This window comes from Flavobacterium anhuiense, assembly GCF_050990855.1.
Classification (GTDB): domain Bacteria; phylum Bacteroidota; class Bacteroidia; order Flavobacteriales; family Flavobacteriaceae; genus Flavobacterium; species Flavobacterium anhuiense_C.
On the sequence record NZ_CP158861.1, the window covers coordinates 4,771,564 to 4,797,637 of the forward strand.

Annotated in this window: 24 protein-coding genes and 1 other RNA gene; 8 read left to right on the plus strand and 17 right to left on the minus strand. The window is 33.4% G+C overall.

The window, feature by feature from the left end; translation table 11 throughout:
* Positions 1–46: 46 nt before the first annotated feature.
* From fsa to ffs, 4 genes are all read right to left on the minus strand, one after another.
* The gene (fsa, locus tag ABTV69_RS20570; RefSeq protein ID WP_433832163.1) at positions 47–703 is read right to left on the minus strand and encodes a fructose-6-phosphate aldolase; all 657 of its coding nucleotides are present in this window, start codon (positions 701–703) and stop codon (positions 47–49) included.
* A 248-nt stretch (positions 704–951) separates the two neighbouring features.
* Positions 952–1,149, minus strand: a complete 198-nt coding sequence (locus ABTV69_RS20575; protein WP_433832165.1) for a hypothetical protein — start codon at positions 1,147–1,149, stop codon at positions 952–954.
* A gap of 4 nt (positions 1,150–1,153) precedes the next feature.
* The gene (locus ABTV69_RS20580; protein WP_433832167.1) at positions 1,154–1,957 is read right to left on the minus strand and encodes an SDR family oxidoreductase; all 804 of its coding nucleotides are present in this window, start codon (positions 1,955–1,957) and stop codon (positions 1,154–1,156) included.
* Between the two features lie 165 nt (positions 1,958–2,122).
* Positions 2,123–2,220, minus strand: an RNA gene (ffs, locus tag ABTV69_RS20585) — signal recognition particle sRNA small type.
* An 88-nt stretch (positions 2,221–2,308) separates the two neighbouring features.
* On the opposite strand from ffs, the gene ABTV69_RS20590 reads away from it, so the two are divergent.
* Both ABTV69_RS20590 and hutI read left to right on the plus strand, forming a co-directional pair.
* Positions 2,309–3,361 (plus strand): glutaminyl-peptide cyclotransferase, encoded by a 1,053-nt coding sequence (locus ABTV69_RS20590; RefSeq protein ID WP_433832169.1) that lies wholly within the window; start codon positions 2,309–2,311, stop codon positions 3,359–3,361.
* Positions 3,362–3,454: 93 nt separating this feature from the next.
* Positions 3,455–4,693, plus strand: a complete 1,239-nt coding sequence (gene hutI / locus ABTV69_RS20595; RefSeq protein ID WP_433832171.1) for an imidazolonepropionase — start codon at positions 3,455–3,457, stop codon at positions 4,691–4,693.
* A gap of 213 nt (positions 4,694–4,906) precedes the next feature.
* Here the strand turns inward: hutI and ABTV69_RS20600 are convergent, their stop codons facing one another.
* Positions 4,907–5,785 (minus strand): hypothetical protein, encoded by an 879-nt coding sequence (locus ABTV69_RS20600; RefSeq protein WP_433832173.1) that lies wholly within the window; start codon positions 5,783–5,785, stop codon positions 4,907–4,909.
* Positions 5,786–5,883: 98 nt separating this feature from the next.
* Between ABTV69_RS20600 and ABTV69_RS20605 the strand changes: the two genes are divergently transcribed.
* Together ABTV69_RS20605 and ABTV69_RS20610 are read left to right on the plus strand one after the other, a co-directional pair.
* Positions 5,884–6,921 (plus strand): formimidoylglutamase, encoded by a 1,038-nt coding sequence (locus tag ABTV69_RS20605; RefSeq protein ID WP_433832175.1) that lies wholly within the window; start codon positions 5,884–5,886, stop codon positions 6,919–6,921.
* Between the two features lie 136 nt (positions 6,922–7,057).
* On the plus strand, positions 7,058–8,305 hold the full coding sequence (locus ABTV69_RS20610; protein WP_433832177.1) for a DEAD/DEAH box helicase: 1,248 nt from the start codon (positions 7,058–7,060) through the stop codon (positions 8,303–8,305).
* Here ABTV69_RS20610 and ABTV69_RS20615 read toward each other — a convergent pair.
* The 3 genes from ABTV69_RS20615 to aroC all read right to left on the minus strand — a co-directional run bounded on the left by ABTV69_RS20615 (position 8,302) and on the right by aroC (position 12,984).
* Complete coding sequence (locus ABTV69_RS20615; protein WP_433832179.1) at positions 8,302–10,362, minus strand: response regulator; 2,061 nt, start codon at positions 10,360–10,362, stop codon at positions 8,302–8,304. The genes ABTV69_RS20610 and ABTV69_RS20615 overlap by 4 nt on opposite strands.
* 248 nt (positions 10,363–10,610) lie before the next feature.
* A complete protein-coding gene (locus ABTV69_RS20620; RefSeq protein ID WP_433832181.1) occupies positions 10,611–11,873 on the minus strand; it encodes a dicarboxylate/amino acid:cation symporter in 1,263 nt (420 codons plus the stop codon).
* 52 nt (positions 11,874–11,925) lie between these two features.
* Positions 11,926–12,984, minus strand: a complete 1,059-nt coding sequence (gene aroC, locus ABTV69_RS20625; RefSeq protein ID WP_111285244.1) for a chorismate synthase — start codon at positions 12,982–12,984, stop codon at positions 11,926–11,928.
* A 188-nt stretch (positions 12,985–13,172) separates the two neighbouring features.
* Here aroC and ABTV69_RS20630 point away from each other — a divergent pair, with 188 nt between their 5' ends.
* Positions 13,173–13,994 (plus strand): UDP-2,3-diacylglucosamine diphosphatase, encoded by an 822-nt coding sequence (locus ABTV69_RS20630; protein ID WP_433832183.1) that lies wholly within the window; start codon positions 13,173–13,175, stop codon positions 13,992–13,994.
* A gap of 139 nt (positions 13,995–14,133) precedes the next feature.
* Positions 14,134–14,631 (plus strand): hypothetical protein, encoded by a 498-nt coding sequence (locus tag ABTV69_RS20635; protein WP_433832185.1) that lies wholly within the window; start codon positions 14,134–14,136, stop codon positions 14,629–14,631.
* A gap of 122 nt (positions 14,632–14,753) precedes the next feature.
* On the opposite strand, the gene ABTV69_RS20640 is transcribed toward ABTV69_RS20635, so the two are convergent.
* The 7 genes from ABTV69_RS20640 to ABTV69_RS20670 form a co-directional block, all read right to left on the minus strand.
* On the minus strand, positions 14,754–15,176 hold the full coding sequence (locus ABTV69_RS20640) for a protease complex subunit PrcB family protein (protein WP_433832187.1): 423 nt from the start codon (positions 15,174–15,176) through the stop codon (positions 14,754–14,756).
* A 15-nt stretch (positions 15,177–15,191) separates the two neighbouring features.
* On the minus strand, positions 15,192–16,337 hold the full coding sequence (bshA, locus tag ABTV69_RS20645) for an N-acetyl-alpha-D-glucosaminyl L-malate synthase BshA (protein WP_433832189.1): 1,146 nt from the start codon (positions 16,335–16,337) through the stop codon (positions 15,192–15,194).
* Positions 16,338–16,658: 321 nt separating this feature from the next.
* Positions 16,659–17,141 carry a hypothetical protein gene (locus ABTV69_RS20650; protein ID WP_026730146.1) on the minus strand — a complete coding sequence of 161 codons (483 nt, stop codon included), beginning with the start codon at positions 17,139–17,141 and terminating at the stop codon, positions 16,659–16,661.
* Positions 17,142–17,237: 96 nt separating this feature from the next.
* Complete coding sequence (locus ABTV69_RS20655) at positions 17,238–18,029, minus strand: (Fe-S)-binding protein (protein ID WP_433832191.1); 792 nt, start codon at positions 18,027–18,029, stop codon at positions 17,238–17,240.
* Positions 18,030–18,164: 135 nt separating this feature from the next.
* Complete coding sequence (locus ABTV69_RS20660; protein ID WP_433832193.1) at positions 18,165–19,502, minus strand: 4Fe-4S dicluster domain-containing protein; 1,338 nt, start codon at positions 19,500–19,502, stop codon at positions 18,165–18,167.
* A 6-nt stretch (positions 19,503–19,508) separates the two neighbouring features.
* A complete protein-coding gene (locus ABTV69_RS20665; RefSeq protein WP_433832195.1) occupies positions 19,509–20,474 on the minus strand; it encodes an MlaD family protein in 966 nt (321 codons plus the stop codon).
* Between the two features lie 50 nt (positions 20,475–20,524).
* On the minus strand, positions 20,525–21,646 hold the full coding sequence (locus ABTV69_RS20670; protein ID WP_433832197.1) for an N-acetylmuramoyl-L-alanine amidase family protein: 1,122 nt from the start codon (positions 21,644–21,646) through the stop codon (positions 20,525–20,527).
* Positions 21,647–21,728: 82 nt separating this feature from the next.
* On the opposite strand from ABTV69_RS20670, the gene ABTV69_RS20675 reads away from it, so the two are divergent.
* The gene (locus ABTV69_RS20675) at positions 21,729–24,425 is read left to right on the plus strand and encodes a putative LPS assembly protein LptD (protein ID WP_433832199.1); all 2,697 of its coding nucleotides are present in this window, start codon (positions 21,729–21,731) and stop codon (positions 24,423–24,425) included.
* 28 nt (positions 24,426–24,453) lie between these two features.
* The gene (locus ABTV69_RS20680) at positions 24,454–24,834 is read left to right on the plus strand and encodes a RidA family protein (protein WP_248727521.1); all 381 of its coding nucleotides are present in this window, start codon (positions 24,454–24,456) and stop codon (positions 24,832–24,834) included.
* Here the strand turns inward: ABTV69_RS20680 and ABTV69_RS20685 are convergent.
* Positions 24,815–25,189, minus strand: a complete 375-nt coding sequence (locus ABTV69_RS20685; protein ID WP_433836738.1) for a methylglyoxal synthase — start codon at positions 25,187–25,189, stop codon at positions 24,815–24,817. The genes ABTV69_RS20680 and ABTV69_RS20685 overlap by 20 nt on opposite strands.
* A 10-nt stretch (positions 25,190–25,199) precedes the next feature.
* Positions 25,200–26,051: an N-acetylglucosamine kinase gene (locus ABTV69_RS20690; RefSeq protein WP_433832202.1), complete on the minus strand. Its 852-nt coding sequence runs from the start codon at positions 26,049–26,051 to the stop codon at positions 25,200–25,202.
* Between the last annotated feature and the right edge of the window lie 23 nt (positions 26,052–26,074).

Consider the following 26,074-nt stretch of genomic DNA (forward strand, 5'->3'; position numbering starts at 1 on the left):
TTCTCGTTAGAAAAAAGACGATTTTTATTTTGTAAGTATCTAAGGATTATTTATTTCCTTTTTCAAAGTCCGCTACGAATTGTGCTAAACCGATATCTGTTAATGGGTGTTTCAATAAACCGTAAATTGCAGAAAGTGGTCCAGTCATAACATCAGCACCAATTTTAGCACAGTTTACAATGTGCATTGTGTGGCGCACAGAAGCTGCTAAAATTTGAGTTTCGTAACCGTAGTTATCGTACACTTCTCTAATTTCTTGGATTAAGTTTAATCCGTCAGTAGAAACGTCATCTAAACGTCCAACGAAAGGAGAAACATAAGTAGCTCCAGCTTTAGCTGCCAAAATAGCTTGTCCTACAGAGAAAACAAGAGTTACGTTAGTTTTAATTCCTTTATCAGAAAAATATTTAGCTGCCATAACACCTTCCTTAGTCATTGGAAGTTTTACAACAATCTGCTCGTGTAATTCAGCTAGCTCCTCACCTTCTTTAACCATACCGTCAAAGTCAAGCGCATTAACTTCAGCACTTACATCACCATCAACAAGATTGCAAATGTCAACATAATGCTTAAGGATATTGTTTTTTCCAGTAATTCCTTCTTTTGCCATTAATGACGGATTAGTTGTTACACCATCCAAAACACCTAAAGCTTGTGCTTCTTTAATTTGAGCTAAATTAGCTGTGTCTATAAAAAATTTCATAATTTGTTTAATTAAAAATGGTTTGTTCGTATTTATAAATTTGCAAATTTCCCAGCAGATAAAAATCTTTGAAGAAAATCTAGCTGCAAAATTACGAAATCAATATCAATAACGTTTTTAAAATTAAAACCATTTTCAAATTATATGTTAAAAATAAGTGTATTTTTTACATTTTTTAATCCCTCCTTAGGTTTTGTAAGGATTATCCCTGAAGTTATAGCCGAATAATTTTTATTCAAAGCCCAAAATTATTTCGAATTATTTCTATTCAATTCTTTCAATTCATCTCTAATTTCTTCAAGAACCCTGAGAGTGTCTTGTTTGTAAACTTCAGAATTATTGATTTTGTCACTTATAGAAGCAAACAGTCTTCGAATTACAAACCAAATAATAACTAAAAATAAAACGCCAAAAATAGTTGGCAAAAATTCATTAAAATTCCCCATAACATTATAATTTATAGTGGTTCATTAACATTTTCTCATACATTTTATCTGGAAGCGCACGTTTCAAAACAATTGAAAACTTTTGCATGAAAGCACCAACTTTATAATGCACATTTGGTTTTTTAGTCTGAATGATTTTGTAAACAGCCTCAGCCATTTCATTCGGATTACTTCCTGCATCAACATGATCATTCATTGTCGCTAAAACTTCTCCGTAAACCTTTTCATAAGCAGAATCTTTAATCACTGGCGCATGATAACGTCCTGCAGCAATATTAGTGGCAAAATCTCCCGGAGCAACGTTTGTAATTTCGATACCAAAAGCTTTTACTTCCATTCTCAAAGCTTCGGTTATTAATTCTAAAGCTCCTTTTGAAGCCGAATAAACACTTCTGTACGGAAGTCCCATATAACCAGCAATCGAAGTAATATTGATAATAAGTCCCGAATTTTGTTTGCGCATTTGCGGCAACGCTGCTTTCATAACCTCAATTGGACCGAAAAAGTTCGTTTCAAAATTATTTCTAATCTCTTCGGTTGGAATTTCTTCCAGAGGCCCCGTAATTCCAACTCCAGCGTTATTAATTACAATATCTAATCTTCCAGAAGTCGCAATAATTTTATCTACGGCAGTTTTTATAGATTCAGAATTTCGAACATCTAAAGCAACCAAAGGAAAAATGGAGTTTAAAACTTTCTCAGGATTTCTGCTTGTTCCATACACAACAAAACCTTTTTGATGTAAAAATTCACCAATAGATTTTCCAATTCCTGACGATCCTCCTGTAATTAAAACGACTTTGCTCATTTTTAATTTAGATGTTAAATGTTAAAGATAAAATGTATTTCTAAATTCTTAAAATCATTCTAATAGTTAAAACTTTTATCTATAAAATTTGATTTCAGAAAGGTCCAAAAATAAAAAAATCTTCCAGAAGGAAGATTACAAATTAAATAATTCTAAAAAAATAAAAAATGGCAAGCGACCTACATCGCACCGCTCAACCACGTACCCTTGCTATGTTCCCATCCTGGGGGAGTCTGCAGGAGCTGGTCGTGTAGGACTTGCCGGTGCAAATATACAACCTTTTTATATTTTTGCAAGACCTTTGCGACAATAAAAATATCGTCGTATATTGCCTTATTCAAATTTTAAACTATGAAAAAATATAACTTCCTAGCTGTCATTTTATTAGGAATTACATTAACTGGATGCGGAGAAAAAAATAAAGGTGAAAATTCTTTATTTACTATCGATGATTCTGCTTTTCCAGCTCATCTTACGAAAAAAGAAGTGCTAAATATTGGAATTTTAAACCCAAAATCGAAAGAAATTGACAGTGTTGCCTACTTTGTAAACGACCAAAGAGTTGGAGGAACAAAAGGCACTGAAAATTTTAGATTTGAATTATTAGACCAAAAATTAGGCTATCAATACCTAAAAGCGAAAGTTTATTTTGGCGGAGATTCTTCTGATGCAACTACAAGAATCGAGGTAGTTTCAGATATTGAACCTAAATTGTTAAAATATAAAATCGTAAATACTTTTTCTCATGACAAAAAAGCGTTTACTGAAGGTTTAGAATTTTACAAAGACACTTTATATGAAAGCACTGGACAAGAAGGCGCTTCATTTATAAAAAAATACGATTATAAAACTGGAAAAGTTTTCAATCAGATTGATCTTGACCAGCAATATTTTGGAGAAGGAATTACATTTATAAACGATAAATTATTCCAACTGACTTACAAAAACAAAAAAGGGTTTATTTACAACGCTAAAACTTTAAAGCTTGAAAAAACCTTTGATTACGAAAAAGATATTGAAGGTTGGGGAATGACAAATGACGGAAAGTACATTTACCAAACAGATGGAACTGAAAAAATTTGGAAAGTTGATCCGGCTACTCAAAAAATGATTGATTACATCAACGTTTATTCTGGTGCTTCAAAAATTAAAGCCGTTAATGAAATTGAATGGATTGATGGAAAAATCTACGCAAACGTATGGTTCAAAGATGCTATTGCTGTTGTAGATCCAAATTCGGGAGCTGTTGAAGGAATTTTAAATCTATCTGATTTAAGAAAAACAATGACAGACATCACAAAGGACGATGTTTTAAACGGTATTGCATACAATCCTAAAACTAAAACCATTTTTGTAACTGGTAAAAACTGGAGCAAAATGTTCGAAATTACAGTTTCGGAATAATTTTTAGATAAAAACATTTTTACGAATTTCACAAGTTTTCACTTATTCATAAGGGAAAATTTGTGAAATTTGTGTTTTATAACAATTCTACTAATGATCACTTTAATCACAAACATACAAGAACTGTTGCAAGTTCGCGAAACTTCGGTTGCCAAAGTCTCAGGTTCTGAAATGGCCAAACTTCCAACAATTAAAAATGCTTTTTTAGTTTTAAAAGACAATTTAATTGAAGATTTCGGTTCAATGGACAATCTTCCAAAAATAAATGCTGACGAAATTATTGATGCAACAGGAAAAGTTGTGCTTCCGTCTTGGTGCGACAGCCACACGCATATAGTTTACGCGGGAAATCGCGAACAAGAGTTTGTAGACCGCATTAACGGACTTTCTTATGAAGAAATAGCTAATCGCGGAGGAGGAATTCTAAATTCGGCTAAAAAATTAAACGAAACTTCTGAGGAAGAGATTTACGAGCAATCTAAAACCCGTCTTGAAGAAGTAATGCATCTAGGAACTGGAGCAGTTGAAATTAAATCAGGCTACGGCTTAACAGTTGATGGTGAATTAAAAATGCTTCGAGTTATTAAAAGATTATCAGAAAATTATCCTGTTGCAATAAAAGCAACTTTTCTTGGGGCACATGCTTTTCCTTCTCATTTTAAAGAAGATAAAGCAGGATATCTAGATGAAATTATTAATGAAATGTTGCCTGAAATTGCTAAAAGCAAACTAGCAGATTATGTAGATGTTTTCTGCGAAAGCGGTTATTTTTCTGTAGAAGAAACCGAAAAAATTATGCAGGCTGGAATTGAATTTGGCTTAAAGCCAAAAATTCATGTGAATCAATTTAATTCTATTGGCGGAATTCAGGCTGGAGTTAAATTTAATGCACTTTCTGTAGATCATCTTGAAGTTATGAATCCAGAAGACATTCAAGCATTAAAAGGCACTGAAACAATGCCTGTTGCTTTGCCTTCTTGTTCTTATTTTTTAAGCATTCCGTACACGCCAGCGCGCGAAATGATAAAAGCAGGACTTCCTTTAGCATTGGCTACAGATTTTAACCCTGGTTCTACTCCATCAGGAAATATGAATTTTGTTGTGGCCACGGCATGCATCAAAATGAAAATGACGCCAGAAGAAGCCATAAATGCCGCAACAATAAACGGCGCTTACGCAATGGGACTTTCAGAAACTCACGGAAGTATTACAAAAGGCAAAAAAGCCAATTTAATCCTCACAAAACCTATTTCTTCTTATTACCAAATTCCTTATGCATTTGGAAGCAATCTCATCGAATCTGTTTTTGTTGAAGGCAAAATTTTAAAATAATCTTTTACGGCTTATTGTTCACTTTCAACTTTCAACTTTCAACCTTCAACTTTCAACCTTCAACTTTCAACTTTCGACTTTCAACTTTCGACTTTCAACTTTCGACTTTCAACTTTCGACTTTCAACTTTCGACTTAAAATACTGCATAAAAAAAGGTCTGTGAAAATCACAGACCTTTAATATCTTAAGTGGTATTTTTCCCTTCGGCTGAATTATCTTAAGCTGAAACTAGTTTTAGAAACCAATTCATCGTTATCAAAAACATTGATAAAGTAAGTTCCTTTAGCAAAATCTTTTCCTGGAAGATCTTCACTTACTTGCACCGTTTTGTTTTCGTATTTAACTGTAGTTTTAAAGCTGTACGTTAAAGTATTATCTCCAAAGTTTTCTGTTTTCTTTTCGCCTAAAACATTGTTTTTAGCATCGATAACTTGAACATAATACGTTTTATCTCCAGATTTTGCAATTTGGTTTTCAGCAATTGTAAAACTAACTTTCAAAACATCAGCACGACTTGCTTTGTCTGTTTCAATTTGTTTACCAGAGCTTTTCAATTTGTAAGCTGAAGTTTTAGTATTTAATACAGATAATTTAGAACCTTTTTCTACAGTTTTAGCCAATTCTTCGTTTTGACCAACTAATACTTCATTGTATTTTTTTGATTCTCCTAAAACTACAATAGTACTATCTCTTTGAGTAGTTAAAACACCATTTTGTTTTTTCAACTCATCGTTTTCAGCAACTAAAGTTTTCATTTTGCTCTGCATTGCTTGAACTTGAGATCTGTATTTAGAAACATCTCCTTTAGATTTGTTCAAATCATCCATTAAAGCAACTACTTTATCTCTTTCTTGGATTAATTCGTCAGACATAGAAGTGTTTTCAGCAATAGCAGCATCATAAGTCGCTTTTAACTCCTGTAAATCTTTCATTACAGATTCTTTTTCAGTCAAAGTTGTGGTAAGTTCTGTCTTAACTACGTCTGAATCAGAAGACAATTTAAAAATATACACTAAGCTACCAATCAGTAGGACTGCTAAAACTGCGATTACCGCCTTTAGACTTGAATTGTTGTTCTTTGGGTTTTCCATATTTAAATAATTTTCTTTAATAACAAATTTAAGAATTAATATAAGGTAATAACGTAAGTTTCTACAATTATATTATTTTTGGAAAATAAATTTTTTTCATGGAAAAATTAATCCCTTTCACTATAAATGATTTAGCTAAAATCACAAATCACAGAAGTGGTGAAATAAAGTTCGGCGAAAAAATGATTGTCATTCCCCCAGGAATTGATAAGATTAATTTTATTAAAGAAAGTGAAGCTAAATATGTGCTTTTAGGAATTCCTGAAGATATTGGTGTACGTGCCAATTACGGAAGACCTGGGGCTGCCTCTGCATGGCAATGTGCTATAAAAAGCATCGCCAATATTCAGCATAATCGATTCTGTAAAGGAAGCAACATTATTGTTTTAGGACAAATTAATGTTGCAGCAGAAATGCGCGAAGTAGAAAATCTCGATTTTAATGACATCGACGACCGTTCAAAATTAAGTCAGCTGGTTGAAAAAATAGACAAAGAAGTTTCTCATATCATTTTTACAATTATTAAAGCAGGAAAAACACCAATTATCATAGGCGGAGGCCACAATAATGCATACGGAAATATTAAGGGTGCCGCTCTTGCGAAAGGAAAACCAATAAATGCCATCAATTTTGATGCACATTCTGATTTTAGGATTTTAGAAGGCCGTCACAGTGGAAATGGATTTTCATACGCGTATGAAGAAGGTTTTTTAAAGAAATACTTCATTTTTGGTCTTCACGAAAATTACACTTCAAAAAGTGTTTTAGACATTATTAAAAAACTAGAAGACCGCGTTCGTTACAATACGTACGACAGCGTTAATATTAGAAAAGAAAAAGACTTTAATCGTGAAATGATTACCGCTTTGGATTTCATTAAAAATGATGCTTTCGGAATCGAAATCGATCTTGATGCAATTCCTAACATCGCCAGCAGCGCCATGACCATAAGCGGATTTTCAGTTGAAGAATTGAGACAATTTGTTTCTTTTTTTGGAGAACACAAACATGCTGCTTATCTACATATTTGCGAAGGCGCACCAGATTTAGACAACGCTCCAAACAACAATTTAATTGGAAAATTAATTGGTTATCTCGTAACCGATTTCATCAAAGCTAACATCGAACCTGCCTGATTTTAAATACCCTGTTTGATTACACTGCAAGGCCTGTTTGCCAAATAAAAGCAAAATCAAACAAACGATTGAACGAATAAACATATCTTTGCACAGCATTTTAGTAATTAAAACTAAAATAGTTAATACCTAAGATATGTTATTCGAAGATCTATCACTTTCAAAAAGTATACAAAAAGCCGTATTTGAAGAAGGCTATTTAAATCCAACACCTATTCAGGAAAAATCTATTCCTGTCGTTTTAGAAGGTCGCGATTTAATTGGCTGTGCGCAGACAGGAACAGGAAAAACGGCTGCTTTTGCTATTCCAATTATACATCAATTGCACCGAATTGTAGGTTCATCAAAAAAAGCAAAAGTAATTCGCGCATTAGTGGTTACCCCTACTCGCGAACTTGCAGTGCAAATCGGACAAAGTTTTGACACCTATGCTAAATATACTAATTTAACACAACTAACCATTTTTGGAGGAGTTTCTCAAAATCCACAAGTAGACGCTTTAAAAAACGGCGTTGATATTTTAGTGGCTACTCCAGGACGTTTGCTTGACTTACACAAACAAGGTTTTCTCGATCTAAACCATTTACACACTTTAGTGCTAGATGAAGCTGACCAGATGTTGGATATGGGTTTTATAAACGATGTAAAAAAAATCGTAAAACTGACTCCTAAAAATAGACAAACATTACTTTTCTCTGCAACAATGCCAATTGCAATTCGCGAACTAGCAGAAATGTTTCTTCAAGATCCAGAAAAAGTAGAAGTTTCTCCAGTTTCATCTACAGCAGAAAATGTAGAACAACGTATTTATTTTGTAGATAAAACCGAAAAAAGAAACTTATTATACACTTTAATTAAAGAGCAAAACTTATCAAACGTACTTGTTTTTTCGAGAACAAAACATGGAGCTGACAATGTTGTAAAAGCGCTTCGCAAAAAAGATATTCCGGCAGAAGCAATTCACGGAGACAAGTCGCAAAACGCAAGACAACGTGTTTTAGACGCTTTTAAAAATAAAGAAGTTGGTGTTTTAGTAGCAACTGATATTGCAGCAAGAGGAATCGATATTGAACAACTTCCTTATGTAATCAATTTTGATTTACCAAATATCCCTGAAACTTACGTGCACCGTATTGGTCGTACAGGTCGTGCAGGAAATGGCGGTATAGCAATTTCTTTCTGTGGAAAAGACGAACTTCCTTATTGGAAAGACATTCAGAAATTGATTAAAGTTGATGTAAAAACGATTGTCGATCATCCGTACCAATGGCATTCTGGAAGTCCAGAAGCTGGAGAAAAGCCGAAAAACTCAAATAGAAGCGGTGGTGCTCACAAATCGAGAAAATCAAATAATGCTAAGAAAAATAAAAAACGCTGGTACTAAACAGCGTTTTTTTCACTTATCAAGAAATTGATTATTTTAAATAATTTAACCGGTTCAAAAGGTTTAATTATAATATCATTCATTCCAGACGAAATCGCTTCATCTGTTATTTCATCTTTATCAAAAGCAGTTAAAGCGACAATTGGCGTTTCTATTCCTTGAAGACGTATTCTTTTTGTAGTTTCAAATCCGTTCATTAAAGGCATATTAATATCCATTAAAATCAAATCGAATGTTTCGTCTTCTAATATTTTAAGCGCTGCAAAACCGTCATCAACTACTTTGCAAGCATAATTATTTTTTTCAATAATCTTTTTCGTAACAAGCTGATTAATCAAGTTATCTTCAACTACCAAAATTTTATACACTTCGCTTGAAGTCAGATCCACTTCAATCTCATCAATAATACTTTTCGTTTTGGCTAAGTCGTGCTCAAAAGCGATTGTAAATGAAAAAGAAGTTCCTTTTCCTAAATCACTATCCAACGTAATTGTACTTCCAAAAAGTCCTAAAAGTCGTTTTACAATACTGAGTCCTAAACCAGTACCTTGATAATCTGCATCTTTTCTACCAACCTGTACAAATTTCTCAAAAATCTTATTTTGATCGACAATTGCAATTCCAATTCCATTGTCTTTGATCAAGAAATCTAAATAATGAAGCTTTCCTTCTACTTTATTTAGCTTTATGATGATTTCAACCTGTCCGTCTTTGGTAAATTTCAGAGCATTACTCACCAAGTTCATTAAAATCTGAGCCAAACGCAGTTTATCTCCAATTAAATATTCTGGAATATTCGGGTCAATATCAATAGAAATACTGTTATTATTTTTCTGAGAAAGAAACGAAAGCGAATTCTTGATCACCGTAATTTCATCAGAAATATTAAAAGTCAGATTTTCTAATACAATTTTATTCTCTTCAATTTTATTAATCTGCAAAATATCATTAACAAGAGACAATAGATATCTAGCAGAAAATTTTAAAGAACTTAAATGCTGACTCCTCGAAATCTCTTTATGTTCCTCAAGAAGCATATTTGTAATCCCTACAACCCCATAAAGCGGTGTGCGCAATTCGTGACTTATCGTGGATATAAATTGTGTTTTGAGCAATGAGGCTTCTTCTGCAATTTCTTTCGCTTTAAGAAGCTCTAAATTGTGTTTTTTCTTGAATCTAATATTCTTTATAAGGGTAATAATCAAAATCAATAGAATCAACGAAATCAAGATAAAAAGGATAACAATGATTTTTGATTTTTTCAAACTCTGAGACTGCTCTACTTTTTCTCCTTCAACTTTATCAATTTGTCGTTTGTATTCATCCAATTCAAGACTCAAACCTGCTTGTGACGCTTTCTTAAGCTTTTTGACATCGTATAATTTATCTGAAAGATTGTAATGATTGACCAAGGCATCGTAAGCCTCTTTATGCCTATTAATTTTATTCAAAAAATGCGAATATTCTAAATAGGCATGCGCAAGATCTGTTTTCTCCTGGCATTTTTTCCCTGTTTCAATAGCACTTAAAAAATAAGCATTTGCGGCTTTATTATCATTTTTATAGCTCGAATAAATACCATTGAGCATATCGACAATAACTTCTGTCGATCCGTCATTGTACTTTATTTTAGTGCTATTTACATACTTTAAAAAAAGATGCCCCTGATTGAAGTTTCCGATATCAAAATATGCCCAAGCAATATTGACATTGGTAAAATAAACCTCTTTTAAATCATTAATTTTCAAAGCATAAGCAACTGCTTTTTTGTAATTACGAATTCCTTCGTCAAACTGTTTCTTTTCGAAACAATACATATTCCCTAAATTATTATAGAGAAGACACTTAATAGAATCATTATTGGTTTTATTGGCGTAAAACAAACCTTTTTTATAGAAAAAAATAGCTTTATCAAATTCTGTTAGTTCGTTATAATTCGCAGCAATAATATTATACGAACGCGCAATAAGGCAATAATCTTTTATCGCTGTTGCAGCACTTAAAGCGGCTCTCGAATAAATAAGTGATTTTTCGAAATTAGATTCCCTAAAATTCAAAAGCGCCTTCTTGACCGTCTTATCAATTTTAGGATCGAGGTTACAATTAGATTGTGCGATTGCCGAATTGGCAAAGCAATTCAGAACCAAGAGTAGAAGTAAAAAAATCCGTTTTGGGGGCATTAATCGGCTAATTTGATCAAATATACACTTTAAAATAAAAAAAAGCTGTATTTCATAAAAAAATACAGCTTTTCAAATATTATTTCGATAACTAAGATAAAAAAATTAAAATCTCAGTCGTTTTTTTACTCTTTATTGCTCTCCCATTGTCCTACAACAGAAGTCGCTAAAGCATTTCCTAATACATTTGTTGCACTTCTAAACATATCGCAGAAATGGTCAATTGGCAGAATTAAAGCAATTCCTTCAATTGGAATATCAAACATACCGCATGTTGCAGCCACTACTACCAAACTCGCACGCGGCACTCCCGCAATACCTTTACTGGTAAGCATTAAAACCAAAAGCATCGCCATTTGTGTTCCTAAATCTAAATGCACATTATAAAACTGCGCAATAAAAATACTGGCAAAAGTCATGTACATCATACTTCCGTCAAGATTAAAGGAATAACCAAGCGGCAACATAAAAGAAACGATTTTATCTTTTACTCCAAAACCTTCTAATTCTTCGGTTAATTTAGGAAATACAGCCTCGCTACTTGTTGTTCCAAATGCAATTGCCAACGGTCCCGTAATACGTCTTAGCAATTCTGTCATTCTTCCTTTAAGGAAAATATATCCAATAAGAATTAAAATTGCCCATAAAGTACTGATACCGATTAAAAACGAACCAAAAAATTTAAAGTATGTAATAACCAACTCTTCTGCATCTCGGATAGCAAACACACCTGCAATAGCGCCAAAAACTCCAATTGGAGCAAACTTCATTACATAGTTTACCATTTTCAAAACAACATGCGAAAGTCTATCGAAAGCGTTGATGATTGGTTTTACAGTATCTCCTAAAGAAGCTGCTGCTAATCCAAAGAAAATAGAGAAAACGACAATCTGAAGGATTTCATTAGTTGCCATTGCTTCAACAATACTTTTTGGCACAATATGCTCAACGAAGTTATCAAAAGAAAGGTTTTGTGTTTTACCTGTAACTTCAGAAGCCGCTGCCATATCAACGTGCTCTAGTTTTAAACCAACACCTGGCTGCAGAACATTCACGTAAAACAATCCGATTAAAAGAGAAATAAATGAAGCTGTAAAAAACCACCCAATAGCTTTTCCTCCAATTCTTCCAACGGTTTTAATATCTCCCAATTTTGCAATTCCCACTACCAAAGTGGTAAAAACTAACGGAGAAATAATCATTTGCACCAAACGAATAAAGATGGTCGCCAGCATTTTAATTTTACTGCTAAATGCCTGTGCTGCTTCTGGAGAAATGGTATTGTGCAATATAATTCCCAAAATGGCTCCAAGAACCATAGCAATTATAATTTGCCCTGTTAATCCCGAAAGAAATGATTGTTTTTTAGTTTCTGTAACTTCTTGCATTAAATTATTTTTTAATTATTAAAATATAAGACCCTCACTGTCTTACCTTTTATTAATATGTTTTGTTGATCAAATAAAAATCGGCCAAAACAATTGCCGCCATCGCTTCTACGATTGGCACTGCGCGAGGCACTACACACGGATCATGACGTCCTTTTCCTGTCATTGGTGTAATGTTTCCTTTATTATCTAAAGAATCCTGAGTCTGCATAATAGTTGCAACAGGTTTGAACGCTACTCTAAAATAGATATCCATTCCATTGCTTATACCACCTTGGATTCCTCCAGAAAGATTTGTTTTTGTAGTTCCGTCAGGATTGTATAAATCGTTATGTTCGCTTCCTTTCATTTCAGATCCAGAAAAACCGCTTCCGTATTCAAAACCTTTTACTGCATTAATCGACAACATTGCTTTTCCTAATTCTGCATGAAGTTTATCAAAAACTGGTTCTCCTAATCCAACAGGAACATTCTGAATCACACATGTTACAACACCCCCAACAGTATCTCCCTGCTTACGGATATCGCGAATATATTCTTCCATAATCGCTGCAGATTTCTCATCTGGACAACGAACAGGATTGCTTTCAATTTTAGAAAAATCCAATTCTTGATATGGCGTATCTAAATGAATTGGACCAACAGAAGAAACATAAGCATTAATTTTAATTTCAGGCAACATTTGTTTTGCAATTGCACCCGCCACTACTCTACTTGCTGTTTCTCTTGCAGAACTTCTTCCGCCACCGCGATAATCTCGCAAACCGTACTTCTGATCGTAAACATAATCAGCATGGCTTGGTCTGTAATTATCTTTTATATGAGAGTAATCGTCTGATTTCTGATTGGTATTTGGAATAATGAAACCAATTGGAGTTCCAGTAGTTTTTCCTTCAAATATTCCAGATAAGAATTGAACGCTGTCTGGCTCTTTTCTTTGTGTAACAATTGCCGACTGACCTGGCTTTCTTCTTGCCATATCTACTTCAATTGCTTCAAAATCTAATTGTATTCCTGGAGGGCATCCATCAATAATACCGCCTAACGCTTCACCGTGAGATTCTCCAAATGTAGTTACTTTATATAGTGTGCCGAAGCTATTTCCTGCCATTGTGTTTTGTTTTGAGCAAATGTAAGTTTTATGAATTAAATTAAAAAATTTAAAACTGGTATTATTAACGAAACATTAAATGGGATAAAAATCACAATTTGGTAAAATTACCCACTTTTTAATAACCTTTTAATAAAATCAAATTTCACAAACTTCCTTTCATTTGTAAAACTTCAAATCAAGAAAAATTGAAAAAAAGAAATGTCGAATTGGTCATTCTTTCTGATGTCCATTTAGGAACTTACGGAAGTCACGCTAAAGAATTAAATAACTATCTTTCAAGCATTAAACCAAAAACTCTAGTCTTAAACGGCGATATTATTGATGCTTGGCAATTTCGTAAATCGTACTTCCCAAAAGCACATTTACGAGTAATTCAGCGTATTATCGGAATGGCCTCTAAAGGAACAAAGGTGTATTATATTACTGGAAATCACGATGAGATACTTCGAAAATTCAGTGATATGAATATGGGAAATTTTGCTTTAGTAGATAAATTGGTTCTAGAATTAGACGATAAAAAAGCCTGGATTTTTCACGGAGACGTTTTTGACGCTTCAGTTCAACATTCAAAATGGATTGCAAAATTAGGCGGATTAGGTTACGATTATTTAATACTAACAAATCGATTTGCCAATTGGTGTTTGGCAAAACTGGGCCGCGAACCATATTCATTTTCTAAAAAAATAAAAGCCAGCGTAAAGAAAGCAGTAAAATTTATTTCTGACTTTGAAACCACAGCAACCGATTTAGCGATCGAAAAAAACTACGACTATGTAATTTGTGGGCATATACATGAACCAAAGATCATGACAAAAGAAAACAAACACGGCTCTACTTTATACCTAAATTCAGGGGATTGGGTAGAGAATTTAACCGCACTGGAATATCATAAAAAACGCTGGAAACTGTTTTCTTATAAAGCCAGTAATTTTGCAGAAGAAGAAAATCTTTTAGAAATGGAAGATTTGCTCACCTCTCAACTAATTTCTTCTATAATCCTAAAATAAACGCCTCATAAGCAGTTTTTTAAGAATTTTAACGCGCCAAATTCGTGAAAATGTAAATTATGTAACAATTTTCAAAAATATTATACGTTCTCTATCTGACTGTAATTATACATTTGAAAAAAATTAATTAACCATTTTTATGAAAAAGATACTTTTATCTGCCCTTATGCTTCTTGGTTTAGCATTTACGGCTCAATCACAAGAAATTTCGAAACACGCCTTAGGATTACGTCTAGGAGACAATAACGGATTTGGAGGAGAGATCTCTTACCAATTAGGATTAAATCAAAAAAACAGATTAGAGTTTGATTTAGGATGGAGAAACAGCAGTGATGTAGACGCAATCAAAGGAGTTGCTCTTTACCAATGGGTTTGGAACATCGATGGAGGTTTTAACTGGTATGCTGGTGTCGGAGGAGGACTAGCAGCTTGGGATCACGATTACTACAACAACAATTACAGATATAGTGATAGCGGAACTTATGTTTTTGCAGCTGGAGATATCGGTATAGAATATAGATTTGATGAAGTGCCAATTACTTTATCACTAGATGCACGACCTGAAATTGGTTCTGGATATTATGACGACGATAATTTTGGATTTGACGTTGGTTTAGGCGTTAAATTCAGATTCTAATTAAAATAAAAAATAATTGTAAGAAGAAACCTGTCGTTTAAAAGCGACAGGTTTTTTTTATGTTTGAAGTTTCATGTTTCATATTCACATCTAACATTTCACATTTCACCCTTTCCAATCAACTACTTAATAATAATTTCTTTCTTAGAATGAATTTTCACAACAGTATATGGATATGAAATAACCTGCATCGTCATCGCATCTTTTGCAGGACTGTTTTCCTTTACTGTAATAATGATATTCCGATCTGTTTCCTCTACTTTTTCAACATCTATAGAATAACCGCTTGTGTTTTTTTCTCCCATATTCAAAATCACATAATTATAATCCTGAATATCTGAATCCTTCATTTTATGCGCTAAAAGCGGATCATTTTCAAGCATTTTAATTTCATTCGGCTCACTTAAAATTTCAAAAAACTTGATATTTCCACCGCCATCCGATTGTACGGTTAAAACTTCATACAATGCATTTGATTTTTCAACCTTTTTTACACCACAGGAAATCACAACCAAAATTGCTAAAACAGAAATTACTTTTTTCATTTTTATCCTTTTAGATTAATGCTTCTCATATTTATAATCATCCACTGCTTTCTGATATAAAGCTTCGTATTTAGGAAGAATATTTTTGATGTCGAATTTTCTAGCCACTTCTAGCGCATTTGCTTTAAACTGACTTAAAACAGCATCATCTTTTAAGATTTTAAGTGCATTTTGAGCCATTTCTTCCACAGCGCCAACATTACTTAAATACCCAGAAAAACTGTCAAAGTTAACTTCAGGCAAACCTCCAGAATTACTCGAAATTACAGGAACACCACACGCCATTGCTTCCAAAGCTGCCAAACCAAAACTTTCTGTCTCAGAAGGAAGCAAAAACAAATCGGTCATGCATAAGATTTTATCAATCTCATGGCTATTTCCGAAGAAAATAACTTTATCTAAAATCCCTAATTCCTGACATAAAATCTCAGCTTTTTCTTTTTCAGGTCCATCTCCAACCATCATCAATTTAGCTGGAATTTCTTTCTGAATGTTATAGAAAATTTTAATAATATCTGGAATGCGTTTTACTTTTCTGAAGTTACTAATGTGCGTAATAATGCGTTCGTTCTCGTTTGCCATTACATAACGATGACAAGGTGCGCTCGGATCTTTCTTCACTTTATCCAATTCGATAAAATTCGGAATTACTTTGATTTTATTCTTGATTTTAAATAATTTCAAAGTATCGTCTTTCAAACTCTGAGAAACCGAAGTCACATAATCTGACTTATTGATGCTAAAAGTTACCGCAGGCTTGTAGAACGGATGATTTCCAACAAGCGTAATATCAGTTCCGTGAAGTGTTGTAATCATCGGAAGATTGATACCTTCATTCTTCAGCATTTGCTTTGCCATATATCCTGCATACGCATGCGGAATAGCATAATGAACATGCAAAAGCTCTATTTTGTACAATTTTACCATATCGACCAATTTGCTCGATAATGCTAATTCATAAGGCTGATAATGAAACAATGGATATTCCGGAACATTAACTTCGTGGTAATGGACATTCGGGTTTAAAAGCGCCAATCTAACGGGCTGGCTGTATGTGATAAAATGTATTTCGTGTCCTCTTCTGGCTAACTCGAGACCTAACTCAGTGGCTACTACCCCACTACCTCCAAAAGTCGGATAACAAACTATTGCTATTTTCATGGATAAAATTTAATTCTACGAAAATACTCAAAAATAGCGTTTCATCAGGCTTTTAAATTGTTAGATTTTTGACAAAATTAGATCAATTCCAGTTAATAAGTATTTTTAGAAAAAGATTCTTTTCTCCAACTCGAAAGTTTAAAACTTTGACAAAGTTTCAATTCTAAACATAACACAACAATAAACCAGACAGGTTTTAAAAACCTTTCAGATTTCGAACGTCAACTTCAAACTTGAAACGTGAAACTTAAAAACTTGAAACCACAAAAAAAAGGCACAAAACCTAAATTTCATGCCTTTTAAATATTTTATAAATTCACCTTAGAAAAATCTACTATGCCAACTATCAGCAGCAGGAACTTCCCAAGATTCATTAAACTCTTCAATGTTGTTTACAAGATTATTAAAAACAATCGTGTTTTCAGAAACTGATTTATCTTTAACCATCTTTTTAAAATCAATTAATGGTTTGTGAGCAATATGTTCTCCTAATTTAAAAGTCACGTTCATTTTATCTAACAAATCAACGTTATATTTTTTCTCTAAACTTTGAATAAACTCAACAGAACTATCTATAGAACATCCTGTAGCAGCTTGCACTTCTTGGTTTACCGCCAATATAATAAATCGATTGTATTTCAATAAAAACGAAGCCTCCAGACTTGTGCCGTGTGCAGCCCATTGTTCTACAAAAGCTTTTAAATCTGTTTCTATTTCAGAAAACTCTTCCTCAGAAAATTTTCTGTTCGATTGGTAAATCCAAACTCTAGATTCACCTGGTAAATTTTCAAAAGGTATATACATTTTTTACTTTTTTATCTGTTTTTTTTTTGTTTCAAGTTTCAAGTTAAAAACTTTGTCCCTTTGTCCCTTTGTCCCTTTGTTACTTTGAACCTTTGATTACAAATCTTGCGCATTTGCAATAAGCTCTGCAATATCAAGAACTTTAACTTGACCTTCTTTTTCTTTATTTTTAATTCCGTCGGTTAACATTGTGTTACAGAACGGACAGCCAGCAGCAATAATATCCGGTTGAGTTTCTAGCGCATCTTCTGTACGAAGAACGTTTACTTCTTTGTTTCCAGGTTCAGCATCTTTAAACATTTGTGCTCCACCTGCTCCACAGCACAATCCATTTGCTTTAGAACGTTTCATTTCAACCAACTCAACGTCTAATTTCTGAATTAAATCTCTTGGTGCTTCGTAAACTTTATTTGCTCTACCTAAGTAACAAGGATCATGGAAAGTAATTTTTTTACCTTTAAATTGTCCGCCTTCAACCGTTAATCTTCCATCATCAATTAATGATTTCAAAAATTCCGTATGATGAATTACCTCATAATTCCCTCCTAATTCCGGGTATTCATTTTTAATTGTATTAAAACAGTGTGGGCAAGCCGTAACAATTTTTTTCGCTTCATAAGCATTTAAAACCTCGATATTCATCATGGCTTGCATTTGAAACAAAAATTCATTTCCAGCTCTTTTAGCAGGATCTCCAGTACAACTCTCTTCTGTACCTAACACTGCAAAAGAAACATTTGTACGATTTAAAATTCGTACAAACGCTTTAGTAATTTTTTTTGCTCTATCATCAAAACTTCCTGCGCAACCTACCCAAAACAAAACCTCTGGCTGTTTTCCTTCGGCAAGCATTTCTGCCATTGTTGGTACTACTAAATTTTCTGACATTTCTCTCACTTTTGTTTAATCGGTTAATCGTGAAATTGTTTAATCGCTAAAAGCAAATGACAATTCTATAAAAACCGAAATATTATTTTAAAATCGATTAAACGGTTAAACAACTAACCGATTAAACAATAAACTTTAATTATCGTTTTTCCAATTTAAACGGTCTTGCTGACTGTATTGCCAAGGTGCACCGTTGTTTTCAATATTAGTCATCATAGCGTTTAACGACATTGGCGCAGCACTCTGCTCCATTACCAAATAACGGCGCATATCCATAATAATAGACAACGGACTAATATTTACAGGACATTCCTCAACGCAAGCGTTACAAGAGGTACATGCCCATAATTCCTCTGGAGTGATATAATCATTTAAAAGCGATTTATTGTCTGGAACAAAAACACCTTTATTAGCATCGATATTTTTTCCAACTTCAGTCAAACGATCTCTTGTGTCCATCATAATTTTACGTGGAGACAATTTTTTGCCCGTTTGATTTGCTGGACAAGAAGAAGTACAACGCCCGCACTCTGTACACGTATAAGCATTTAATAGCTGTACCCAATTTAAATCCTGAACATCGCTTGCACCAAATTTAGCTGGATGTGCATTCTCATCTGCCGGCGCCGCTGCAAAAGGATCTGCATTTGGATCCATCATTAATTTCACCTCTTTTGTAACCGATTCTAAATTATCAAATTGCCCTTCTGGCTTCAAGTTTGCAAAATACGTATTCGGGAAAGCTAAAAGAATATGCAAGTGTTTTGAGAAGTATAAATAGTTCATAAAAACTAAAATACCAACGATATGCAACCACCAGAAAACTTCAAATAATAATCCAACAACTTCATTAGAGGTACCATTAAAAATTGGAGCAATAAACTGGCTTATCGGATAGCTTCCTGCTTTATGAAAATGAGAATATCCACCTGGAACATTCTGTAAGTGCAAATCTGAAGCATTCATCAATAAAAACAGAATCATTAAAACTGTTTCAAAATACAAGATATAATTTGCATCGCTTTTAGGAAATCCTGTTAAATCAGAATGTATAAAACGTTTCAATCTGATAAAGTTTCTTCTTAGCCAAAAAACAGTAACTGAAAAAATTACCAATATTGCCAATATTTCAAATGAAGCAATTAAAACATCATAAACTACACCTAAATACGGCGCAAAAACTCTATGTGTTCCAAAAAGTCCATCGATAATAATTTCTAATAATTCGATATTAATTATTACGAAACCTACATAAACAAAAATATGAAGGATTCCTGCAACAGGGCGTCTCACCATTTTTGACTGCCCAAGAGCAATCAAAGCCATGTTTTTCCAACGAGCTTTAGGATTATCTTTTCGATCTACATCGACTCCCAAATTAATATTTCGGATGATTTTTTTTACGCTCGCTGCAAAAAAACCGAAACCTATTACAAGAAGTACTGCGAATAAAATATTATCTAAATAACTCATTTATAATTATTTTTTATCAGTTGAGTTTGTTTCTTCTGTTGGTGCAACGTAAGGTTTATTTTTCTTTCCAAAAAGAGAAACGTTTACGTAACGGGTTGGATAAAGACGAACATCTTGCAATAACAATTCAAGCTCTTTTGAAGTTTTTGCCAGATTATTGTACAATGCATCATCATTCAATAATTTTCCTGCTGTTCCTTTTCCTGAATTCAAATTAGCCATTAAATCATCAACTTTAGCTAAAGTCTGGTTTAAGTTTCGAACCGTTTTCCCTAAATCTGCTTTGTTTAATGAATCTGAAATTTTATTAAAGTTGTTAGATACTTTATTAAAGTTAGAAACCATTCCATTAATCTGCCCTTTATTGGTATCCAAAATAGTATTAAGACTTCCGGAAGCTTTATGAAATTGTGTCATTGTCTGACTTAACTCAGCAATTGTTTTCTTTAGATTTTCTTGAGTATTTTTATCTAAAGTATTATTCAGGCCTGAAACCAGAACATCAATATTCACCAGCATTTTTTCTAGCTTTTGCTGAATCGGTTCAAGTTTTCCCCCTAAAGATTCTGTTAATCCCAATTCAACAGTCGAAGTTAATTTCTGTCCGTCTTCTACCAATTCTTTACTAGTAAAGTCTGGAACAATTTTAATTTGTTTCCCAGCAATTAATCCAGGAGAATAAATCGCAGCTGTACTGGTTTTTGTAATTGGAAAATCTGTTTTAAGCTGAAGTTCTACCAGTAATCTACCCGTTACTTCATTAATTGTAATTTTATTTACTTTACCAATCGCAAGTCCGTTTAGCGTTACTGGAGCTGATGGTGATAAATCTTCAACATTATCATATTCAGCATATAAAATGGTATAATTTGTAAAAAGGTCTCTTCCTTTTAAAAAACTATATCCCCATATAAATAATAAAATAGACGCGATGACTAAAATAGCCGTTTTAATTTCTCTTGTTAGTTTCAAAATTCTAAGTGTTTGTACAAAATTAATATAAATATTCGAACTTGCGCTTATTATTTAATCGCCTCCTGAATACTGATTTTTTCACCATCTTTAGTTGCCACTAAAAATGCAGCGCCATACCCTTTACTTTTAGCTTCTTGCAGATATTTCTGTGCTGTTTCGTAACTTGTAGTTTCTTCGTAGAAATATTTGTAAATATTATTTTCATATACCATTGTTACATTCTTCAAGCCTTTAAAGTTTTTAGGCTCTAAAGGTGTCTTTTTGACGCTTGCAATAAGTTGTACTTTAAAAAAAGTCCCTTTAGGTGCATTTTTCGCTACTGCAACTGGAGTCGTTGCTTTTGGTTTTGCAGGAGTAGTATCTCTTACGGGCCGACTCTCAGTAGCTTCCGCTCCTGACCCAAAATATTCACGTTTATAACTTAAAATTGCTTCTGCAATAGCTCTTGCGATATCATCTTGGCCTTCTTCAGAATTTAGGATGTTTCCTTCTGTAGGATTTGAAACAAATCCAGTTTCAACCAAAACTCTTGGCATGTAAGCTTTATGCAATACCATGAAAGGCGCTTGTTTTACTCCTCCATGACGAAGTTTTTTTCCTAATTTCTCAAAATTCTCTTCAATTTTAGTTGCAAGCGTGATACTATTATCTAGATATTCTTCTTGCATTAAAGTCATACCAATCATCGATTCTGGAGAATTAGGATCGTAACCTTCATATTTACGTTTGTAGTCTTTCTCTAATGTAATTACAGAGTTCTCTTTTTTCGCTGCTTCAAGATTAGATGCCACTTTACTTAAACCCATCACATATGTTTCGGTTCCGTCAGCAGCCGTATTTTTATTGGCATTACAGTGAATAGAAACAAAAATATTCGAATTTGCTCTGTTGGCAATATTAGCTCTCTCGACCAAATCTATGAAAACATCTGTTTTACGCGTATAAATTACATTAACATTAGGATTAAGTTCCAAAATCTTTCCCACCTTTAAAACAATAGCTAAAGCAATATTCTTTTCAATTCGCCCGCTGTAAACTGCTCCAAAGTCATGATCTCCGTGTCCTGCGTCAAGTGTAACCTTAAACACATTTGACTGACTATGAGCATAAAAGGACGATATCATTAGAAATAAAGTAAATATTACTTTAAATTTGTTAATTCTATTCATAAATCTAAAAGTTAATTTTAATAAAATGCAGCTGTTATAATTTTTAGAATTGATTATTTTTGCCAAAAAATTATATGTAAGTTTGACATGTCAAAAAACAAGCCATAATTTTACAAAAATAGCATTTAAACCTTTGCATACAAACTTATTTAATATCGTTTTAATATCATTTTTCCTAACTATAGGTTGTGGTAATTTATATTCGCAAGAAATAAAAAACAAAAAAAAGCCTTTACCTGCTGTAAAACAATCAGATAAAGAAACTCCTGCGATTACAGATACCATAAAACTAGATACTGTTAAACCAAAAAAGACTTTTTTGGATGGAAAAGTTAGGTACAAAGCAAAAGATTATGCTAAAATCGATCAGAAAAAAAAGCTGATCACTTTGTACAATGAAGCCGAATTATACTATAAAGATGTAGAATTAAAATCGGGTATAATTGTGCTTAATTACGAAAAAGACGAGGTTTATGCCGGAAGAATTAAGGACTCTACAGGAGCTTTAAGCCAATATCCAAATTTTAAACAAGGTTCAAGTGAAGTACAACCCGATTCTATTCGCTTTAATTTTAAAACAAAAAAAGCTTTAATTTATAATTCGAGAACAAAACAAGGCGAATTAAACATCAAAGCTGCCGTTACCAAAAAAGAAAATGACTCTGTATACTTTTTAAAAGGAGCACGTATTACAACCGCTCAAGATATTGACCATCCTGAATACTATTTTCAGACTAGCAGAATTAAATTTGTACCAGGCAAAAAAATTGTTGCCGGTTTAACGCAAATGGTAATTGCCGATGTACCAACTCCTCTTGCTTTACCGTACGGCTTTTTCCCATTAAGCAAAGAAAAAAGTGTTTCTGGTATTATCATTCCAAGTTATAACGATTCTAACACACGAGGATTTTCATTGCAGAATGGAGGTTATTACTTTGCCTTAAGCGACAATTACGATCTAACCGTACTTGGAGATTATTATACCAACGGAAGTTACGCTATGCGATTTGAATCGGCGTATGCCAAACGATATAAGTATAGAGGAAACGTTAATATTCGTTTTGAAAATCTCATAAACAGTGAACGCGGTTATCCGGATTATTCGAAACAAAATATTTACAACATTCAGTGGTCGCATTCAAAAGATACAAAGTCGAATCCTAATTCTACTTTCTCTGCTTCTGTTAACATGGGTAGTAGTAAATACTTTAAACAATCTATTAACCAAGCAAATATTGGATCGAACTTAAACAACACTTTAAACTCTTCGATTTCTTATAACAAAACCTTTAATACAATTCCAGGTTCTCGTATTTCGTTATCTGCAACCCATAGCCAAAATACGCAAACAGAAGATATCGTTATGACGCTTCCGTCTTTACAAGGAAGTATTGACCGTGTATATCCATTTGTTGGAAAGAATGGCGTAAAAAAGGGATTAATCAAAAACATCAACTTACAATACAACGTAAGCGGTAAAAACTATTTTAAAACAAAAGATTCGCTGTTTTTCAAACCTCAAATGTTTGATGATGCACAATTAGGATTGCAACAAACGATTCCATTGAGCACCAACTTTAAGATTTTCAAATATTTTAGTGCCGGAGCTTCTACTACCTATCAAGAAACATGGGTAAACAAAACAATCCAAAAAGTTTACGATCCAACTGTCGGACAAACTGTAAACAAAAGCGTAAATGGTTTTGATTCATTCAGAACATACAATTTCAGCACCAATTTAGGTACTACAATTTATGGAACGTTTAATTTTGGAGATGATAAAAAAATCCAATCTATTAGACACGTAATGCGTCCAAGCATTACCTATGCTTACACACCTAGTTTTGAAAAATATTACGACACTTATGCAGTCGATGCCTCTGGAATAATTACCTCTCAATATACAAGATTTGAAAACGGTCTTTACGGAACTCCCGGAAAAGACAATTCTAACATTGTTGGTTTTGCCTTGAGCAATACTTTTGAAGCTAAAGTAAGAGACCGAGACAGTACAAAAACAGAACCTAAGAAAATAATGCTGTTGAACAACTTGAACTTCAGCACAAGCTACAATTTCAATGCTGATGGAAAAACAACATTTGGCTGGCAACCTGTACTGGTAAGTGGTGGAACTCAGTTTTTCGACAATAAAATGAACATGAACTTTGGTGCCACATTAGATCCTTATGCGATTGATAATGGAGGTAATAAAATTGACAAATTCAACATTGATAATGGCGGAAGTTTATTTAGAATGACAAGTGCCAACGTAACTGTAAACTACTCATTCTCAAATAAGGGAGACAACAAACAGAAAACCAATACACAAAGTCAGCGTAATGGTGGACGAGACGATGATTTGTTTGGTACCAATACCGACTTAAATGACAGTCGTAACAGCCAGTTTGAAAACGACACTGAAAATGATGTAATTACAGAATTTTTTAATTCTAAAGTTCCATGGGATATGACACTTGCTTACTCGTTAACCTATTCAAATGTAAAGCGAGAAAGTACTATTTCTGGAAACTCAATCATGATTTCTGTTAATACTGATCTTACTCCTAAATGGAAGGCAGGGGTTTCTACTGGTTACGATTTTGTTCAAAAAGGAGTTACTTTTACACAATTCCGTTTTGAGAGAGATTTGTTAAGCTGGAGAATGGCTTTTAACTGGCAGCCATTAGGAACAAATTCCAACTGGAACTTCTTCATTGGAATTAAATCAGGTATGTTAAGTGACATCAAATGGAACAAACGAAGCGTTTCAAATAGATAAACTACTTTCGAATCAAAATACTTTCATTATGAAAAAAATCATTTTTACCGAAAAAGCTCCGGCTCCAATCGGACCTTATAATCAAGCTGTATTATCAGGAAACACACTTTATGCTTCCGGACAGATTGCAATCAATCCTGAGTCAGGAGAATTGATTACAGACAATATTAATGATGAAACGAATCAAGTGATGAAAAACATTGCTGCTATTCTTGAGGCGGCAGACATGACTTTTGAGAACGTTGTAAAGTCAACAATCTTCATCATGGACATGAACAATTTTGGCGCAATAAACACTGTTTACGGATCTTATTTTAACGAAAAAACCGCTCCAGCTCGTGAAACGGTTCAAGTGGCTTGTTTGCCAAAAAATGTTAATGTAGAAATCTCTATAATTGCAGTGCAATAGCTTCTAATAATAATTGTGCCGTTGCTTCATTGGTTGCCAGCGGCACATTATGCACATCGCAAACTCGAATCAGCATATTAATATCTGCTTCGTGTGGATGACTTGACAGAGGATCTTTAAAAAAGAAAACCATCTGTGTAATCCCTTCCGCTACTCTTCCTGCAATTTGCGCGTCGCCTCCAAGAGGTCCAGAAAGCATTCTCTGAGTTTTAAATCCAGCAGCTTCTGCTTTTCCTCCAGTAGTACCAGTACCGATAAGCCTTATTTTTTCATTGTGTAAAACAGCTTCGTTTTTGATTAAGAAATCAATTAAATCTGCTTTTTTACCATCATGGGCAATAATGGCAATTTCCATAAAACCAGAACTATTGATTAGCGACATGGTAAGCAATTAATCCATCAATAGGTCTTCTTAAAACATTCCCTAATTGAAGTTCATATTTATTAAATGTCTCTTGTAATTCGTCTTTCAAATAAAAGGCAATAGAACCAACAAAATGCACGGGAACTTCTTTACAGTTATCGAATTGTTTGATGTAATTCTTAACAAAAGATTTCATTCCTTTGAAGATGATTTTTCTACAGAATTCAGTTTCTTTATGCTTAATTAAGAATTTAGCGTAAGTTGCTAAATAAGCATTCGGATTTGGTTCTTTATATAATTTATTTTTAATAAAATCTGGATCAACGTCATACTCTTTTTCAAGCTCCACAGCCAACTCCTTAGGCATTTTATTAAAATAGTATTTTCTAATTAATTCTTTTCCAAAAACGTTACCGCTGCAATCATCCATAACGATGTATCCTAAAGATTGTACTTTTTGATGCAATACTTTTCCATCAAAATAACTGCAGTTAGAACCTGTTCCTAAGATAGAAACGATAGCTTCTTCACCTTTTGGAGTTGTTGCATAAACAGCCGCATAAGTATCTTCTTGAACGTCTACAATTGCGTTAGAAAAATATTCTTGAAAAATTCGTTTCAACCACTCTTTCATTCTATCAGTACCGCAACCAGCACCATAAAAGAATAAATGTGTAGCATTTTTTTTGTTTTGTAAGATATCGAAACGATCATTTAATCTATCAATGATTTCAGGCTCGTCTAGAATTTCAGGATTTAATCCTAAAGTTTGTGTTGTGAATAATACTTTTCCATTATCATCTATTGCAATCCAATCGGCTTTAGTAGATCCACTATCAACTATTAATTTCATTTGTTTAGTTTTTGGAATTAGGT